Raw genomic sequence first — 16,666 nt, 5'->3', positions numbered from 1 at the left:
CCGGGGACCCGGGCCCCCGTCGTCGTCTTCCCCGGCGCTACGCCCGGCCGGCCCCCAGCCGCTCGAGCCGGTGCTGCTCCGCGGCGACGACGCCGAGCGCGACCAGGGCCACGAGCAGCCCCGCGCTGGCCGCCCACGGCTCCACCCGGTACAGGGCGACCTGCGTGAGCAGGAGGTTGACCAGCACTGCCCCGCGCAGCCACCGGAAGGCGCGGTACCGGTCGGTCCGCAGGAGCAGCCACCCGCGCGCTGCCACCGCCAGGGTGAGCGCCGTCGCCGCCAGCGCGCCGACGCCGGCCCAGCCGGGCGGCACCTGCCCCTGGGCCCGGTGCAGCGCGAGTGTGGCGGGGGCGGCGGCGAGCAGGACCAGCAGCAGGGCCGTCGTCGTCCGCGTCGCCCACCGCCGGGTCACGACGGCGCCCAGTCCGCCGCGCACCTTGCGCCGGACGAGGTCGATGGGGTCCGGCGCCTCGGCGTCGTCGGCGGGGATCGCGGCCAGGAGCGCCTCGGTCTCCGCGGCCCCGCGGGCGCCGCGGCCCTTGGCGAGGAGCTCCTCGGCGACGGCGCGGCGCCGGTCGCTCAGCCCGCCCGCGAGCCCGGAGACGGCGTGGTCGGCCGCGGCGGCGAGGTACTCGGTGGGGTGGTGCGCACGCCGGCCGTGCATGACGTCGGCGAGAATCATCAGCAGCACCAGCGTGACGTACATGATCATCGGCGCCGGCGCGTAGAAGTAGTCGTTGTCCTGTGTGAGGAACTTCCCGACCTCGTCGATGAACAGCCCGAACCCGATGCCGCCGAGGAACGCCGCGGCCGGCCGCACCACCGGCCCGGCGAAGGACAGCGTCAGCACCACGGCCACCGCGAGCAGCAGCCCGCCCCACAGCACGTGCGCGACGTGCAGCCCTCCCCCGCCGATCTGCGGGAAGCCGGCCAGCTGCAGGTAGCCGCGGGTCACGACGATGGTCAGCACCGTGGTGATCACCAAGCCGGTGATGTGCTCGACGGCGTGGGGGTCCCGCGGCAGGCCCCAGCGCAGCAGCCGGCTGGGCCGCTCGGGCGCCGCACCGGCCTGCCGAGCGGCCCCGCGCACCTGCCGGGGCCCGGGCGCGCCCATCAGCGGCGGCGCTTCTCCCGCACCCGCACGCTGATCTCGATCGGCGTGCCCTCGAAGCCGAAGGTCTCCCGCAGCCGGTTCTCGATGAACCGGCGGTAGCCGGCCTCGATGAACCCGGTCGCGAAGATGACGAACCGCGGCGGCCGGTTCGACGCCTGGGTCGCGAACAGGATCCGGGGCTGCTTACCGCCGCGCACCGGGTGCGGGTGGGCGGCGGTCAGCTCGCCCACGAAGGCGTTGAGCCTGCCGGTGGGGATGCGCATGTCCCACGACGCCAGCGACGTCTCCAGCGCACGGACCAGGCGGTTGGTGTGCCATCCGGTCTTCGCCGAGACGTTGACCCGCGGCGCCCACCGGATCTGCACGAGGTCCAGCTCGATCTCCCGCTCGAGGAACGGGCGGCGGTCCTCGTCCATGAGGTCCCACTTGTTGTAGGCGATGACCAGCGCCCGCCCGGCGTCGATGACCTGCTGGATCACGCGCGTGTCCTGCTCCGTCATGGGCACCGACGCGTCGATGAGGACGACGCCGACCTCGGCCTTCTCCAGCGCCGCCTGGGTGCGCAGCGACGCGTAGAAGTCCGCGCCCGACGTCTGGTGCACGCGGCGGCGGATGCCGGCGGTGTCCACGAACCACCACGGCTTGCCGCCGAGCTCGATCAGCTCGTCGACCGGGTCCCGGGTGGTGCCGGCGGTCTCGTGGACGACGACACGCTCGGACCCGGCGAGGGTGTTGAGCAGGGAGGACTTGCCGACGTTCGGCCGGCCGACCAGCGCCACCCGGCGCGGGCCGCCCTCCGGCAGGCGCCCGGCGACCGCGGAGACCTCCGGCAGCACCTTCATGGCGGCGTCGAGCACGTCGCCCGAGCCCCGGCCGTGGACCGCGGAGACGGGGTACGGCTCCCCCAGCCCCAGGGACCACAGCGTGGCGGCGTCGGCCTCCTGCATCGGGGAGTCGACCTTGTTGGCCACCAGCACGACCGGCTTGCCCGAGCGGCGCAGCAGCCGCACCACCCGCTCGTCGGTGTCGGTGGGGCCGACGGTGGCGTCGACGACGAACATGACGGCGTCGGCCAGCTCGATCGCGGCCTCGGCCTGCTCCGCCACGCGCGCGTCGATCCCGGCGACGTCGACCTCCCAGCCGCCGGTGTCCACCAGGGTGAAGCGGCGCCCGGCCCACTCGGCGGGGTAGCTGACCCGGTCCCGGGTCACGCCGGGGGTGTCCTGCACGACGGCCTCGCGGCGGCCCAGGATGCGGTTGACCAGGGTCGACTTGCCCACGTTCGGCCGGCCGACGACGGCGAGGACCGGCAGCCCGGCGTGCGCCTGCTCCTCGGCCCCGGCCTGGGCCCCCTCGAGGACGGCGAGGTCCTCCTGCTCCAGGACGTAGTCGGCGAGCCCGGCCCGCAGGGCCTCGGCGCGGCGCTCCTCCTCGGCCTCGTCCTCGGCGATCTGCTCCGCGGTGCGCTCGTCGACGGCGACGTCGTCGCCCTGGATCGTGCCCTCGCGGGGGTGGTCGGTGCTCATGGGGCTCATTCTTCCTTGTCGGCGGGGCCGGGGCCGACCGGGGGGCCTGTGCGGCCCGGTCCAGCATCGGCGGGGCTCCCGGCGGAACCCGCATCGCCGGGGCTCGGCGCGGCGAGCGGCCCGGTGGGCCCGGGTCGGGTCTCGGCGTCACCGGTCGGCAGCGCCAGCCCGGTGATCGCGACGGCCCGTGCGACGTGCGCCGCCAGCCCGGCACCGATCGCCTCGATCGCGTGGTTCATCCGCTCGCGGCGGCTGGCGCCCGCGGGCGGGGCGATGGTGATGGGCTCGCCCAGCACCACGTGGAGCTTCGAGCGGGGCGGCGGCACGTACCCGTGCCGGTCCCCGGAGCGGCGGGTGCCCAGGCAGGCGGCGGGCACGATCGGGGCGCCGGTGTTCACGGCGAGCCACGCGACGCCGGCGCGCACCTCGCTGACGTCGCCGCGGCCGCGGGTGCCCTCGGGGAAGATGCCGACGACGCGGCCCTCGTCCAGCAGCGCCTTGCCGGTGGCGAGCGCCGCCCGGCCCGACGCGCGGTCGACCGGGATCTGCCCGGCCCACGTCATCAGGAACCCGATCCTGGAGTCGAAGAACTCCTGCTTGACGAGGATGTGCGAGCCGCGCGGCAGGGCGCCGTGCAGCACCGGGCCGTCGACGATGCCGGTGTGGTTGGAGGCGATGATGACCGGCCCGCTCGCGGGGACGTTCTCCGCGCCGTGCACCTCGGTGTTCCACCAGACGTGGTCGAGCACCCAGCCCACGCGCCGGGACCAGACCGGCCCCCAGCGGTAGATGTCCTCGGGCCGCACCCGCTGCCCGCGGGTGACGCCGCCGCGGGACGCCGCCATCAGCGCCGCTCCCCGGCGCCCTGGACGATGCCGAGCACCGCCCGGAAGGAGTCCTCGAGGGTGAGGCCCGAGGTGTCCACGGTGGTGACGCCGTCGGCGGCGGTCATGAAGGTGGAGACGGTGGAGTCGTCGGCGTCGCGGCGCACCACCTCGTCCCGGGTGGCCGCCATGGTCGAGGCGTCCGCGGTCCCGTGCAGCTCCAGGGCGCGGCGGGCCAGGCGCGCCTCCTCGTCGGCGATGAGCAGGATGCGCACGTCGGCGTCCGGGGCCACCACCGTGGTGATGTCCCGGCCCTCGGCGACGATGCCCCGGCCGCCGGAGCGGCTGCCCGCGGCGCCGGTCGCCTCGGCCTCGATGGCGGCCCGCTGCAGGCGGCACAGCTCCGCACGCACCTCGAGGTTGGTGGCCACCTGGGACACGACGGCGGACAGCGCCGAGGTGCGGATGGCGTCGGTGATGTCCACGCCCGCGCACACCACGCGGGGCGCGGCGGGGTCGGTGCCCATCTCCAGCGGCATGGCGCGCACGGCCTCGGCCACCCGGGCGGCGTCCGTCAGCTCGATGCCCTCGTGCTGGCACCACCACGTGGCCGCGCGGTACATGGCCCCGGTGTCGAGGTAGGCCAGGCCCAGCTCGGCGGCCACGCGCCTGGAGACGGTGGACTTCCCCGAGCCCGACGGCCCGTCGATCGCCACCACGAGCCCGCGCCCGCTGCTTGCCTGCTCCACCGTGTCCTCCTGATCGTGTCCGACGTCATGTCCCGGCGCGACCGCCGCGAGGACGTCCGCGCGCGCGGCGGCGCTCACCCCGCGACCACGCGCCACCCGCGCCGGTCCAGCTCCGCCTCCAGGCGGGTGGCCGCGGCGGGCAGCACCGACAGGATCGCCAGGCCGACCGGCTGGCCGGCCGAGTGCTCGAGCTTGAGGTCCTCGATGTTCACGCCGGCCTCGCCGACCTCGCCGAAGAGCCGGCCGAGCTCGCCCGGCTCGTCGGGGACCAGCACGGTGACCTCGGCGTAGCGGCGCGGCGCTCCCCCGTGCTTGCCCGGGATGCGGCCCACGCCGGCGTTGCCGGCGGCGACCACCCGGGCGAGCGGCCCCGTGGTGCCCTCGGCCAGCGGGCCCCGCGCCGCCGCCCGCTCGAGCGCCTCGACGGCGGCGTCGAGGTCGGCGCGCAGCGCCCGCAGGGCCTTCGCGACCGGCCCGGCGTTGCCGACCAGGATCGCGGCCCACAGCTGCGGGTCCGAGGCGGCGATGCGGGTGACGTCGCGCAGGCCCTGGCCGGCCAGACCGAGCGCCGCCTCGGACGCCTCGCGCAGCCGCGCCGCCACCAGGGACGCGGCCACCTGCGGCAGGTGGGAGACGAGGGCGACGGCGTCGTCGTGCTCCTGCGCGCCGAGCGTGACCGGGGCGGCGCCGACGTCCACGGCGAGCGACCGGACGGCCAGCACCGCCTCGGGCGCGGAGCGCCGGCCGGGGACGATGACCCACGGGCGGCCGACGAACAGGTCGGCGTCGGCGGCCGCCGCCCCGGACCGCTCCCGGCCCGCCATGGGGTGGGAGCCGACGTAGCGGGCGACGTCGGCGCCGGCGCGGGCCTCCACCTCCTCGGCGACGAGCGCCTTGACGGAGGCGACGTCCGTGACGACGGCGCCGGGGTGCGCACGCAGCTGGGCCAGCACGTTCTCGGCCGCGATGTCGGGCGGGGTGGCGACGACGACGAGCGCGGGCGCCGCGCCGTCCGCGCCGGCCAGCCGGCCGGCGCCGATGTCACGGGCCAGGGCGGCGGCGGTGGGCGAGATGTCCTCGAGCTGGACGTCGACGCCGGCGCCGCTCAGCGCCAGGCCGAGGCTCGCGCCGAGCAGCCCGGTGCCGACGACGCGCACGGGGCCGGCGGTGGCCACGGCCGGGCGCGACATGTTCTCGGGCACCCCGGCAGACTACCGTCACGCGCCCGGCCACCCGGGAAGGGAGCGTGTGACCCCGGCCGCCCCGGCATACGGTCCTGTGACCCCGGCCGCTCGGGCCGGGGCCGGGGGACGAGCGGCCCGCGCCGGGGCCCCGTGAGCCGGCCGGCTCTAGAGGCCGACCTCCCGCATGAGCGTGCCGAGCTCCTTGCCGGCGATCACCCGCGTGCTGCCGGGACGCAGGTTGCCCAGCCTGATCGGCCCGATGCGCGTGCGCACCAGGGCGGTCACGGGGTGGCCGACCTCGGCCAGCAGCCGCCGGACGATGCGGTTGCGGCCCTCGTGCAGCACCACCTCCACCAGCGAGGCGTCCGCGGTGGTCTCCTTGACGGTGAAGGCGTGCACCTGCACGGGGCCGTCCTCGAGCTCGACACCCTTCTTCAGCAGCTCCCCCAGCCCGCGCGGCACCCGGCCCTCGACGGTGGCGAGGTAGGTCTTGAGCACCTCGTACGAGGGGTGCGCCAGGCGGTGGGCGAGCTCGCCGTCGTTGGTGAGCAGGATCAGCCCGGAGGTGTCGGCGTCGAGCCGGCCGACGTGGAAGAGCCGCTCGGGCCGGTCCGCGACGTACTGCGCCAGGCTGGGCCGGCCCCGGTCGTCGTCCATGGTGGACACGACGCCCACCGGCTTGTTCAGCGCCAGGGTGACGACCGAGTCGTCGAGCTGGACGCGCAGGCCGTCCACGTGGATGACGGCGGTCGCCGGGTCCACCCGCATGCCCAGCTCACGCACCACCTGGCCGTCGACGCTCACCCGGCCCGCGGCGATGATCTCCTCGCAGGCGCGCCGCGAGCCCAGGCCGGCGCCGGCGAGAACCTTCTGCAGCCTCACGCCACCGGGCACGTGCGGGTCGGTCATCGCAGCTCTCCGTCCAGATCGTCGATCGAGTCCATGTCGGGCAGGTACGGCGCCAGGGCGGGCAGGTCCTCCAGGGAGCCCAGGCCCATGCGCTCGAGGAAGTAGGAGGTGGTCCGGTACAGCATGGCCCCGCCCTCGCCGTCGCGGCCAGCCTCCTCCACCAGGCCGCGGGCGAGGAGGGTGCGCACCACGCCGTCGACGTTCACGCCGCGGATCGCGGCGATCCGGCCGCGGGAGACCGGCTGGCGGTAGGCGATCACGGCGAGGGTCTCCAGCGAGGCCTGCGTCAGCCGCGCGGTCTGCCCGTCGAGGACGAACCGGCCGACGACGTCGGCGTGGGCCGGGGCGGAGTACACGCGCCAGCCGCCGCCGACCTCGCGCAGCTCGAAGCCCCGGGCGCGGCCGCCCCGCTCGCCGCGGTACTCCGCGGCGAGCTCCCCCAGCAGCTCGGTGACCCGCCCGGCGGGCAGGCCGAGGACGCTGGCGAGCTGGGTCGCCGGCACCGGCTCGTCGACCACCATGAGCACCGACTCCAGGGCGGCGAGGTGCTCGGCGGGCGGGGCGTCGTCCGGCACGGCTCTCTGCCGAGGCTCACTCATCGGTCTCCTCCTCCGGGCGGGTGGCGCCCGCCTCCCGCCCGGGCCGCGGGGCGGCCCCGGTCACAGCCGTCCCGGGCGGCGCCGCCGGCTCGTCGTCGTACTCCGCGCCCACGGACACCTCGCCCTCCTCCGTGCCCGACCACCGGATGGTCAGCTCGCCGAGGGGCTCCACCTGCTCGAACGAGACGGCCCGCTCGCGGAAGAGCTCCAGCAGGGCGAGGAAGCGGGCGACGACGACCGCGGTCGCCGCGGCGTCCGCCGTCAGCGTCCGGAAGGTGGCGGCGCGCAGCGTGCGGAGCCGCTCGACCAGCAGGGCGGCCTGCTCCCGCACGGGCACCACCGGGTCGTGCACGTGGGCGATGTCCACCTGGGGCTCGCCGGGCTTGGGGGCGAACGCGCCGGCGGCGAGGCGGGCGAGCTCCTCGGGCCCGACCTGCATCACCAGCTCGGGCAGCAGGGCCGCGAGGTGGGGCTCCAGCGGGACGCTGCGCGGGTAGGTCCTGCCCTGGACGGCCCAGCGCTCCGCCAGGTCCTCGGCGACCTCCTTGAAGGCGCGGTACTGCAGCAGCCGGGCGAAGAGCAGGTCGCGGGCCTCGAGCAGCTCGAGGTCGTCCTCGTCCTCGACGGTGCCGCGCGGCAGCAGCCGGGCGGCCTTGAGGTCGAGCAGCGTGGCGGCGATGACGAGGAACTCGCTGGCCTGCCCCAGGTCCCAGTCCTTCTGCGCGGAGATGTAGGCGATGAACTCGTCGGTGACCTGCGCCAGGGCCACCTCGGTGATGTCCAGACGGTGCTTGGCGATGAGCCTCAGGAGCAGGTCGAAGGGGCCGGAGAAGTTCTCCAGGTTCAGCTCGAAGGCGCGGGCGCCGGACGGCGCGGGGTTCTCCGGGGCGGTCGCCGCGGCGCCGCCGGTCGCCGTCGAGGTGGTGGCCGCCGGCAGGTCAGGCGGCGTCGCCACGGGCGATGAGCTCGCGCGCCAGGCGCCGGTAGGCCTCCGCGCCGGGGTGGGTGGGCGCGTAGGTGGTGATCGGCTCGGTCGCGACCGAGGCGTCGGGGAACTTCACCGTCCGGGAGATCATGGTGGTGTAGACCTTCTCGGCGAAGGCCTCCCGCACCCGCTCGATCACCTCGCGCGAGTGCAGCGTGCGCAGGTCGACCATGGTGGCGAGGATCCCGTCGATGCGCAGGCGCGGGTTGATCCGGTCCTGCACCTTCTCGATCGTCTCCACGAGCAGGGCGACGCCGCGCAGGGCGAAGAACTCCGCCTCGAGCGGGATGATCACGCCGTGCGCGGCGGCCAGCGCGTTGACGGTGAGCAGGCCGAGCGAGGGCTGGCAGTCGATGAGGATGACGTCGTAGTCGTCCAGCACCGGGCGCAGCACCCGGTTGAGCGCCTGCTCGCGGGCGACCTCGTTGACCAGCTGGACCTCGGCGGCGGAGAGGTCGATGTTCGCCGGCACGAGGTCCAGGCCCTCGACGATGGTGTGCTCGATGATCTCGCGCACGTCCGAGCGCGGGGACATGAGCAGGTTGTAGATCGTCTCGTCGAGCTCGTGCCCGTTGATGCCCAGGCCCGCCGAGGCGGCGCCCTGCGGGTCGAAGTCGACGATGAGCACGCGCCGGCCGTACTCGGCGAGCGCGGCGGCGAGGTTGATGGTGGACGTGGTCTTGCCGACCCCGCCCTTCTGGTTGGCCATGGCGATGACGCGGGCCGGTCCGTGGGCGTGGAGCGGGGCTGGGACCGGGAAGTCCTCTACCGCGCCGTCGGGGCTCGCGCCCGCGCGTGCGGCTGTCTTCGAGATCAGTCCGGGTTGCTCGATGCTCACCCCGCCACGGTAGTCGACCGGCCACGGGCGCCCGCGCCATTCGGCCGCGCGCGTCGTCGACGGGCGGGAGGACGACGCCGCCGCGGGGCGGGTGGCGTGCCACCCGCCTCCGGCCAGGGCAGCACGCGCCACGCCCCGGGCCCTGGGCACCGTGGTCCTCGCACCCCGCGTTCACGCCGTACCCGCCGCGCCGGCCGGTCCCGCCCGCGCGCGCCCCCGAACACCGCCCGCGCGCCGCGCCCCTCGTCCCCCGCGCCCCCGCGCGCCGCACGCCCCTTGTCCCCCCGCCCCCCAAGTCCCCGGGGCGCGCGTGCCCGGTCGCCCCCGCGGTCCGGCCGCCTCCGTTGACACGGCCCGAACGCGGCCGGAAGCATGAGCAGCCCCGCTGGGCTCCGGAAGAAGGAGGTCCCGATTGTGCGTCGACTTGTTGCTTGCCTCGTCACCGCTTCCGCGACGCTCCTCGGCGTCGCTGTGCCCTCCGTGGCACAACCGGACACCGCGTCGTCACGCGTGGCGACGCCCGACGGCCTCCTGCCCGACCTCCTGGTGGAGCCCCTGAGCGACTTCCGCGTCCAGATCGTCGAAGGCCGCCGCGTCGTTCGGTTCTCGGCGAGCATCGGCAACCGCGGCGACGGCCCGCTCGAAGTGGTCGGGACCAGGACCTCCACCTCGACGCCGGAGATGGCCGTGGTCCAGCGCATCGAGCAGCCCGGTGGGGGCTACGTGTCCGTCCCGACCGACGCCGTGATGCGGTACGCCTCGGCCGACGGGCACGCCCACTGGCACGTGCAGGACGCCGCCCGGTACACCCTCGAGGCGCCCGGTGAGGACGAGCCGCGGGTGGCGCACAAGGAGGGGTTCTGCCTCGTGGACGGCACGGCCCTTGAGGGGACGCCCGACGGCGCCGGCGAGTACCGCAGCTGCGCCGAGGGCCTGCCCGACAGCCGGTCGGCGAGGGAGGGCATCTCGGTCGGCTGGAGCGACCCCTATCCGTTCGACGTGTGGGGACAGTGGATCGACCTGACCGGGCTGGCGCTGCCGGGCCGGTACTGCGTGGCTGCCACCGCCGACCCGCTGGGCCTGCTGGCGGAGAAGGACACGGCCAACAACACCGCCTCTGCGCTGCTGGACCTGACGTCCAACGGCGTCACCGTCGTGGGCACGGGGTGTTGAGCGTGGGCGCGCGCGAGGAGGCGCGGGTGCCGGGGCGCGCGGCTGTCGCTCACGCCCACGGGCGGGACGAGGAGCAGGCCGTGCTGCCGGCGGGCAGGGCCCTCGCCCGCGGGCTCGCGGGTCTGTGCGCGGCGCTGCTGACCGGGCCGGTCCTCACGGCCTGCACCGCGGAGGAGGGCGGGTCCCAGCCCGCGAGCGAGGAGCCGGCGACGGCGGAGACGACCGCGCCGGGGCCATCCCCGGCCGCCGACCAGGCCCTGTCCGAGCCGCCCGAGTCCATCGACATCGCGTGGAGCGAGCTGCCGGGTTCGACGGTGGACGTCGGCATCGGCGGCGTGGGCGAGGACCAGTCGCTGTGGGCGGTGGGCGGGGGCTCCGTGCCCGGCGGCTACGAGATCAGCTACTGGAACGGCACGGACTGGGAGACCGTGGAGGGAGGCGCCGTCGCCATCGACGTGGCGCCGACCGGGCACCCCTGGGTCGTCGACGCGGAGAACCGCATCCTCGAGTGGGACGGGGCGGGCTGGATCGAGCGGCCGGGGACCGCCCATGACATCGGCATCGGTGCCGACGGGTCGGTCTGGATCGTCGGCACTGAGCCGGCGCCGGGGGGCTACCACATCTACCGGTGGACCGAGGCGATGTGGGAGGAGGCACCGGGCGGCGCCGTCGCGCTCGACGTGTACTCGCGGGGTGATCCCGACGTCAGGCTGCAGCCGGAGCCGTGGATCGTCGACGCGGACGGGTACATCGCGCGGTGGACCGGCTCGGAGTGGAGCCGTCAGCCGGGCACGGCGCGAGACGTCGGCGTGGGCGCCAACGGCACCGTGTGGATCATCGGGACCGACGCGGTGAGCGGCGGCTACGCCGTCGCGACGTGGAACGGCGAGGGCTGGGCGTCGGCGCCCGGCGGCGGTCTGCGGGTCAGCGTCGACGCGGACGGCTTCCCGTACGTGGTGACCGACCAGAACAAGCTCCTGCGCGGCACATGAACCCGCGACCGGCTAGGCCAGGGCCCGGGGGTGGGCGGCGGCGTAGACCTCGCGCATCGTCTGGACCGTCACCTGGGTGTAGATCTGCGTGGTCGTCACGGACGCGTGCCCGAGCAGCTCCTGGACCACGCGGACGTCGGCGCCGCCGGCGAGCAGGTGGGTCGCGAAGGAGTGGCGCAGCGTGTGCGGGGAGATGCGCTGGTCCAGGCCGGCGCGGCCGGCCGCCTGCTGGAGCACCGCCCAGGCGCTCTGCCGGCTCAGCGGGTTGCCGCGGGTGTTGAGGAAGACCGCCGGGTTGCCGCGGCCCGCCCGCGCCAGGGCGGGGCGGCCGCGCACCAGGTAGGCCTCCAGCGCCTCGACGGCGTACCGGCCCACCGGCACCACCCGCTCCTTGCGGCCCTTGCCGAACAGGCGGATCGCGGCCACCTCGCCGTCGAGGTCCAGGTCGTCCACCGCCAGGCCCACCGCCTCGCTGATGCGCGCCCCGGTGCCGTAGAGCACCTCCAGCAGCGCCCGGTCCCGCAGCGGCAGCGGCCCCTCCCCCAGCGACGCCGCCTCCAGGAGCCGCTCGACCTCCTCGACGCTGATCGCCTTCGGCAGCCGCTTCCCGGCGGCCGGCGGGCGGACCGCCGCAGACGGGTCGTCCGCCGTCGTGCCCTCGTCCAGGGCGAAGCGGTGCCAGCCGTGCACCGCCGTCACGGCCCGGCCCGCCGACGACGGCGCCAGCGCCGTGCGCCCGTCCGAGCCCGACCGGATGGTCTCCACGTACCCGGTCACGTCGGCCTCGCGCACGTCCGCGAGCGAGGCGATCCCGCGGCCGGCCAGGTACGCGCTGTAGCGCTCGAGGTCCCGCCGGTACGCGGCCACCGTGTGCTCGCTCATGCCGCGCTCGATGGCGAGGTGCGCGAGGTAGTCACGCAGCTGGGCGTCCAGGCCGGAGGCACGCCCCGGTGCCGTCATGCCACGCCCGCCGTCATCGGTGACCTCAGTACGGCAGGAGGGGGTCGACCGCCACGGCGACGAACACGACCGTGAGGTAGGTGATGGAGCCGTGGAAGACCTTCATCGCCGCGAGCTTGCCGCGCTCGGGGTGCAGGGCGCGGCGGTACAGGCGCACGCACGTGTACAGGAACCACGCCCCGGAGACGACGGCGGCCGCGGCGTAGGCCCAGCCCATCCCGGCCACCGGCACCAGCAGCAGCGTGCAGGCGATCATCGCGACCGCGTAGCCGAGGATGTTGCGGGCCACGACGACGTCGGAGGAGACGACCGGCAGCATGGGCACGCCGGCCTTGGCGTAGTCCTTCTTGAACTTCATCGACAGCGGCCAGTAGTGCGGCGGCGTCCAGAAGAAGATGATGAGGAACAGCACCAGCGCCGCCCAGTCCAGCGAGCCGGTGACGGCGGACCAGCCGATGAGCACCGGCATGCAGCCGGCCGCCCCGCCCCACACGATGTTCTGCGACGTCCGCCGCTTGAGGATCATCGTGTAGAAGACGACGTAGAGCAGGATCGCCGCGAGGGTCAGGCCGGCGGACACCCAGTTGACGAGCAGGCCGAACCACAGCACCGAGACCACGCCGAGCACCGTGGCGAAGACCACAGCCTGCCGGTCCGTGAGCTCGCCGGTGACGAGCGGCCGCTGCCTGGTGCGGTTCATCAGCCGGTCGATGTCGCGGTCCAGGTACATGTTGAACGCGTTCGCGGAGCCCGCCGCGAAGGAGCCGCCCACCAGCGTCAGCACGGTCAGCCCCCACCCCGGCCAGCTGCCGGCCGCCACGATCATCGTCGGGACCGTGGTGATGAGCAGCAGCTCGATGATCCGCGGCTTGGTCAGGGCCACGTACGCCCAGAGCTTCGCGCGCCCCTTCGGGGCCGCGGGGTGGAGCGGGCCGGCGGCCGCGGCCGTGGGGTGAAGCGGGCCGGCGGCCGCGGCGGCGTCGTGCCCGGAGCCCGCGGGCCCGGCGTCGCGGTCGGCCCGGCTGTCCGCCGCCGCGGCGCCGGGCGCCTCGCCGGCGGGCCGGGGGGCTGCGGGATGGGCTCTGCGCACGCGGACCGGTGCTCCTCGTCTGGTCGGGACGCGCATGCGGCGCGCGTCACACGTGGGCGAGGACCGGAATACCGGCCCGCCCCTGGTGCTTCCATCGTACGTGGACACCGGGCCCAGGTCGGGAGAGCGGCCTGTCGGGGTCGCCATACGGCGGGCGCCAGCATGCGGTGCCGACAAGCCACCCGGTACGCCCCGCCGGTAAGGTCGACGCGAGAAATCCTGGGGTGCGGAGGGCGGCCGATCGCCGCTCCTGGGCACCCCGTCAGAGCAGACCTGGGCGCCGCGCCCAGGACGGAAAGAGGATCTGTGAACGCAACGCCCGCCACCACCAGCACGGCAGCGGACCTGGAGTGGTCCGAGCTCGACCAGCGCGCGGTCGACACCGCCCGCGTGCTCGCCGCCGACGCCGTGCAGAAGGTCGGTAACGGTCACCCGGGGACCGCGATGTCCCTGGCGCCCGCCGCGTACCTGCTCTACCAGAAGGTCATGCGCCTGGACCCGGCCGACGACCAGTGGCTGGGCCGCGACCGGTTCGTCCTCTCGGCGGGCCACAGCTCCCTCACCCAGTACGTCCAGCTCTACCTCGCCGGCATCGGCCTGGAGCTGGAGGACCTGCAGGCGCTGCGCACCTGGGGCTCGAAGACCCCGGGCCACCCCGAGTACCGCCACACCAAGGGCGTGGAGATCACCACCGGCCCGCTGGGCCAGGGCATCGCCTCCGCCGTCGGCATGGCCTTCGCCGCCCGCAAGGAGCGCGGCCTGCTCGACCCCGACGCCGCCGAGGGCACCAGCCCGTTCGACCACCACATCTTCGTCATCGCCTCCGACGGCGACCTGCAGGAGGGCGTCAGCTCCGAGGCCTCCTCGCTCGCCGGCACCCAGCAGCTGGGCAACCTCGTCGTCATCTACGACGACAACCACATCTCCATCGAGGACGACACGAACATCGCGTTCACCGAGGACGTCCTCGCCCGCTACGAGGCCTACGGCTGGCACACCCAGCGGGTGGACTTCACCAACGGCGGCACCGACTACGTGGAGGACTTGAGCGCCCTCCACGCCGCCGTCCAGGCCGCCAAGGCCGAGACCTCGCGCCCCTCGATCATCTCGCTGCGCACCATCATCGGCTGGCCCGCCCCCAACAAGCAGAACACCGGCGCCATCCACGGCTCCGCGCTCGGCGCCGACGAGGTCGCCGCCGTCAAGGAGGTCCTCGGCTTCGACCCGGAGAAGTCCTTCGACGTCGCCGACGAGGTCATCGCCCACACCCGCGAGAACGCCGCCGCCCGCGCGGCCGCCGCCCACGAGGCCTGGGACGGCGCGTTCGCCGCCTGGCGCGAGGCCAACCCGGAGCGCGCCGCGCTCCTCGAGCGCCTGCGCGGCCGCGAGCTGCCGCAGGGCTGGACCGAGGCGCTGCCCGCCTTCGACGCCGACAAGGCCGTCTCCACCCGCAAGGCCTCCGGCGAGGTGCTCTCCGCCCTGGCCGGCACGCTGCCCGAGCTGTGGGGCGGCTCCGCCGACCTGGCCGGCTCGAACAACACCACCATGAAGGGCGAGCCGTCGTTCCTCCCCGAGGAGCGCTCGACCAAGATGTTCCCGGGCCACCCCTACGGCCGCACGATGCACTTCGGCATCCGCGAGCACGGCATGGGCGCCATCCTCAACGGCATCGCGCTGCACGGCCTGACCCGCCCCTACGGCGGCACGTTCCTCACCTTCTCCGACTACATGCGCCCCGCCGTGCGCCTGGCGGCCCTCATGGGCGCGCCGTCGACGTTCGTCTGGACGCACGACTCCATCGGCCTGGGCGAGGACGGCCCCACGCACCAGCCGGTCGAGCACCTCACCGCGCTGCGCGCCATCCCCGGCCTGGACGTGGTCCGGCCCGCCGACGCGGCGGAGACGGCGTACGCCTGGCGCGGCATCCTCGAGCGCACCGACCGCCCGGCAGGCATCGTGCTGACGCGGCAGGACGTCCCCAACCCCGCCCGCGGCGACGGCGAGGCCGCCGGCGACACCCTCGCCAGCGCGGAGGGCACCCTGCGCGGCGCCTACGTGCTCGCCGAGGCGAGGTCCGGCACCCCCGAGGTCATCCTGCTGGCCACCGGCTCGGAGGTGCAGCTGGCCCTGGCCGCCCGCGAGCAGCTCGAGGCGGAGGGCGTCGGCGCGCGCGTCGTGTCCGTCCCGAGCCAGGAGTGGTTCGCGGAGCAGGACGCCGACTACCGCGAGCAGGTCCTGCCCGCGGCGGTGCGCGCCCGCGTCAGCGTCGAGGCCGGCCTGGCCATGAGCTGGCACCACCTCATCGGTGACGCCGGCCGCGCGGTCTCTCTCGAGCACTACGGCGCCTCCGCCGACTACAAGGTCATCTACGAGAAGTTCGGCATCACCGCCGACGCCGTCGTCGAGGCCGCGAGGGCGTCCATCGCCGCCGCCCGCGGCGACGCCGCCCCGGCCGGCCAGGCCGCCCCCACGCAGGCCGGGACCGGCGACCTGCCCAAGTGATCCCCGGTCACGCCCACCACACCCCCACATGTCTGGAGCTGTAGCAATGAGTGAGAACACCAACGCCGACCGCCTGGCCGAGCTGAGCGCGAACGGGGTCTCCATCTGGCTGGACGACCTCTCGCGCGGGCGCCTGACCGGCGGCGGCCTCGCCGAGCTGATGCGGACCCGGCACGTGGTGGGCGTGACCACCAACCCCACCATCTTCGCCGGCGCGCTGGCCAAGGGCAGCGACTACGACGCCCAGATGGCCACCCTGGCGGAGGCGGGCACCAGCGTCGACGACGCCGTGCTGACCGTCACCACCGACGACGTGCGCGACGCCGCGGACCTGTTCGCGGACGTCTACCGCGCCACCGGCGGCCAGGACGGCCGCGTGTCCATCGAGGTCGACCCCCGCCTGGCCCGCGACACCGACCGGACCATCGAGCAGGCCCGCCTGCTGTGGTCCACCGTGGACCGCCCCAACGCGATGGTGAAGATCCCCGCCACCCAGGAGGGGCTGCCGGCGATCACCAAGGCCATCAGCGAGGGCATCAGCGTCAACGTCACGCTGATCTTCTCCCTGGACCGGTACCACGCGGTCGCCAACGCCTACCTCGACGGGCTCGAGCTGGCCCAGCGCGCCGGCATCGACCTGGGCACCATCCGCTCCGTCGCCTCCTTCTTCGTCTCCCGCGTGGACTCCGAGATCGACAAGCGCCTCGACGCCGTCGGCACCGACGAGGCGAAGGCCCTCAAGGGCAAGGCCGGCATCGCCAACGCCCGGCTCGCCTTCGAGGCCTACGAGGAGATCTTCTCCACGCCGCGCTGGGCCGCGCTGGCCGAGGCCGGCGCCCACCCCCAGCGCCCGCTGTGGGCCTCCACCGGCGTGAAGGACCCGGCGTACCCCGACACGATGTACGTCGACGAGCTCGTCGTCGACGGCGTCGTCAACACGATGCCGGAGAAGACCCTCGAGGCGGCCGCGGACCACGCCAACCTGCGCGGCGACACCGTGCACGGCACCTACGCGGACGCCCGCGCCCTGCTCGACCAGCTCGAGCGTCTCGGCGTCTCCTACGCCGAGGTCACCGACCTGCTGGAGGACGAGGGCGTCGTGAAGTTCGAGCAGAGCTGGGCCGAGCTGGTCGAGACGGTCGCCGCCGCGCTCGCGCGCGGCAAGCAGGCGGTGGCCAAGTGAGCGCCCCCGCCGCCACCATCGCGTGGGCGGGCCCGGAG

Annotated in this window: 15 protein-coding genes; 4 read left to right on the top strand and 11 right to left on the bottom strand. The window is 75.0% G+C overall.

The genetic code is table 11. The features are described 5' to 3' along the window. Positions 1–37: 37 nt before the first annotated feature. From ACF0H8_RS09675 to ACF0H8_RS09635, 9 genes are all read right to left on the bottom strand, one after another. On the bottom strand, positions 38–1,114 hold the full coding sequence (locus ACF0H8_RS09675) for a hypothetical protein (protein WP_395288726.1): 1,077 nt from the start codon (positions 1,112–1,114) through the stop codon (positions 38–40). Then, positions 1,114–2,649 (bottom strand): ribosome biogenesis GTPase Der, encoded by a 1,536-nt coding sequence (der, locus tag ACF0H8_RS09670; protein ID WP_395288725.1) that lies wholly within the window; start codon positions 2,647–2,649, stop codon positions 1,114–1,116. Before der ends, ACF0H8_RS09675 begins: the two co-directional genes overlap by 1 nt. Continuing rightward, on the bottom strand, positions 2,646–3,485 hold the full coding sequence (locus tag ACF0H8_RS09665) for a lysophospholipid acyltransferase family protein (protein ID WP_395288724.1): 840 nt from the start codon (positions 3,483–3,485) through the stop codon (positions 2,646–2,648). Before ACF0H8_RS09665 ends, der begins: the two co-directional genes overlap by 4 nt. After that, on the bottom strand, positions 3,485–4,213 hold the full coding sequence (gene cmk / locus ACF0H8_RS09660) for a (d)CMP kinase (RefSeq protein WP_395290858.1): 729 nt from the start codon (positions 4,211–4,213) through the stop codon (positions 3,485–3,487). The genes ACF0H8_RS09665 and cmk overlap by 1 nt, the downstream gene beginning before the upstream one ends. A 74-nt stretch (positions 4,214–4,287) precedes the next feature. Beyond that, a complete protein-coding gene (locus ACF0H8_RS09655; RefSeq protein ID WP_395290857.1) occupies positions 4,288–5,403 on the bottom strand; it encodes a prephenate dehydrogenase in 1,116 nt (371 codons plus the stop codon). Between the two features lie 159 nt (positions 5,404–5,562). Next, on the bottom strand, positions 5,563–6,306 hold the full coding sequence (locus tag ACF0H8_RS09650) for a pseudouridine synthase (RefSeq protein ID WP_395288723.1): 744 nt from the start codon (positions 6,304–6,306) through the stop codon (positions 5,563–5,565). Beyond that, positions 6,303–6,905: an SMC-Scp complex subunit ScpB gene (gene scpB / locus ACF0H8_RS09645; RefSeq protein ID WP_395288722.1), complete on the bottom strand. Its 603-nt coding sequence runs from the start codon at positions 6,903–6,905 to the stop codon at positions 6,303–6,305. Before scpB ends, ACF0H8_RS09650 begins: the two co-directional genes overlap by 4 nt. Continuing rightward, positions 6,898–7,860, bottom strand: coding sequence for a segregation and condensation protein A (locus tag ACF0H8_RS09640; protein WP_395288721.1), 963 nt, complete (start codon positions 7,858–7,860; stop codon positions 6,898–6,900). The genes scpB and ACF0H8_RS09640 overlap by 8 nt, the downstream gene beginning before the upstream one ends. Beyond that, entirely contained in the window at positions 7,844–8,707 is an 864-nt protein-coding gene (locus ACF0H8_RS09635; RefSeq protein WP_395290856.1) for a ParA family protein, read from the bottom strand. The genes ACF0H8_RS09640 and ACF0H8_RS09635 overlap by 17 nt, the downstream gene beginning before the upstream one ends. A gap of 501 nt (positions 8,708–9,208) precedes the next feature. Between ACF0H8_RS09635 and ACF0H8_RS09630 the strand changes: the two genes are divergently transcribed. Next, positions 9,209–9,901, top strand: a complete 693-nt coding sequence (locus tag ACF0H8_RS09630; protein WP_395288720.1) for a lysyl oxidase family protein — start codon at positions 9,209–9,211, stop codon at positions 9,899–9,901. A gap of 2 nt (positions 9,902–9,903) precedes the next feature. Beyond that, positions 9,904–10,893 carry a tectonin domain-containing protein gene (locus ACF0H8_RS09625; protein WP_395288719.1) on the top strand — a complete coding sequence of 330 codons (990 nt, stop codon included), beginning with the start codon at positions 9,904–9,906 and terminating at the stop codon, positions 10,891–10,893. 12 nt (positions 10,894–10,905) lie between these two features. Here ACF0H8_RS09625 and xerD read toward each other — a convergent pair whose 3' ends face one another. Further along, entirely contained in the window at positions 10,906–11,853 is a 948-nt protein-coding gene (gene xerD, locus ACF0H8_RS09620; RefSeq protein ID WP_395288718.1) for a site-specific tyrosine recombinase XerD, read from the bottom strand. 25 nt (positions 11,854–11,878) lie between these two features. Next, positions 11,879–12,736 carry a heme o synthase gene (locus ACF0H8_RS09615; protein WP_395290855.1) on the bottom strand — a complete coding sequence of 286 codons (858 nt, stop codon included), beginning with the start codon at positions 12,734–12,736 and terminating at the stop codon, positions 11,879–11,881. A 513-nt stretch (positions 12,737–13,249) separates the two neighbouring features. On the opposite strand from ACF0H8_RS09615, the gene tkt reads away from it, so the two are divergent. Then, positions 13,250–15,445, top strand: a complete 2,196-nt coding sequence (gene tkt / locus ACF0H8_RS09610; protein ID WP_395288717.1) for a transketolase — start codon at positions 13,250–13,252, stop codon at positions 15,443–15,445. A gap of 46 nt (positions 15,446–15,491) precedes the next feature. After that, the gene (tal, locus tag ACF0H8_RS09605; protein WP_395288716.1) at positions 15,492–16,628 is read left to right on the top strand and encodes a transaldolase; all 1,137 of its coding nucleotides are present in this window, start codon (positions 15,492–15,494) and stop codon (positions 16,626–16,628) included. The last annotated feature ends 38 nt before the right edge of the window (positions 16,629–16,666 follow it).

This window comes from Georgenia sp. AZ-5, assembly GCF_043952095.1.
Lineage (GTDB): Bacteria > Actinomycetota > Actinomycetes > Actinomycetales > Actinomycetaceae > Georgenia.
Note: the sequence above shows the minus strand (reverse complement) of the source record. Positions and strands in the feature narration are given on the sequence as shown.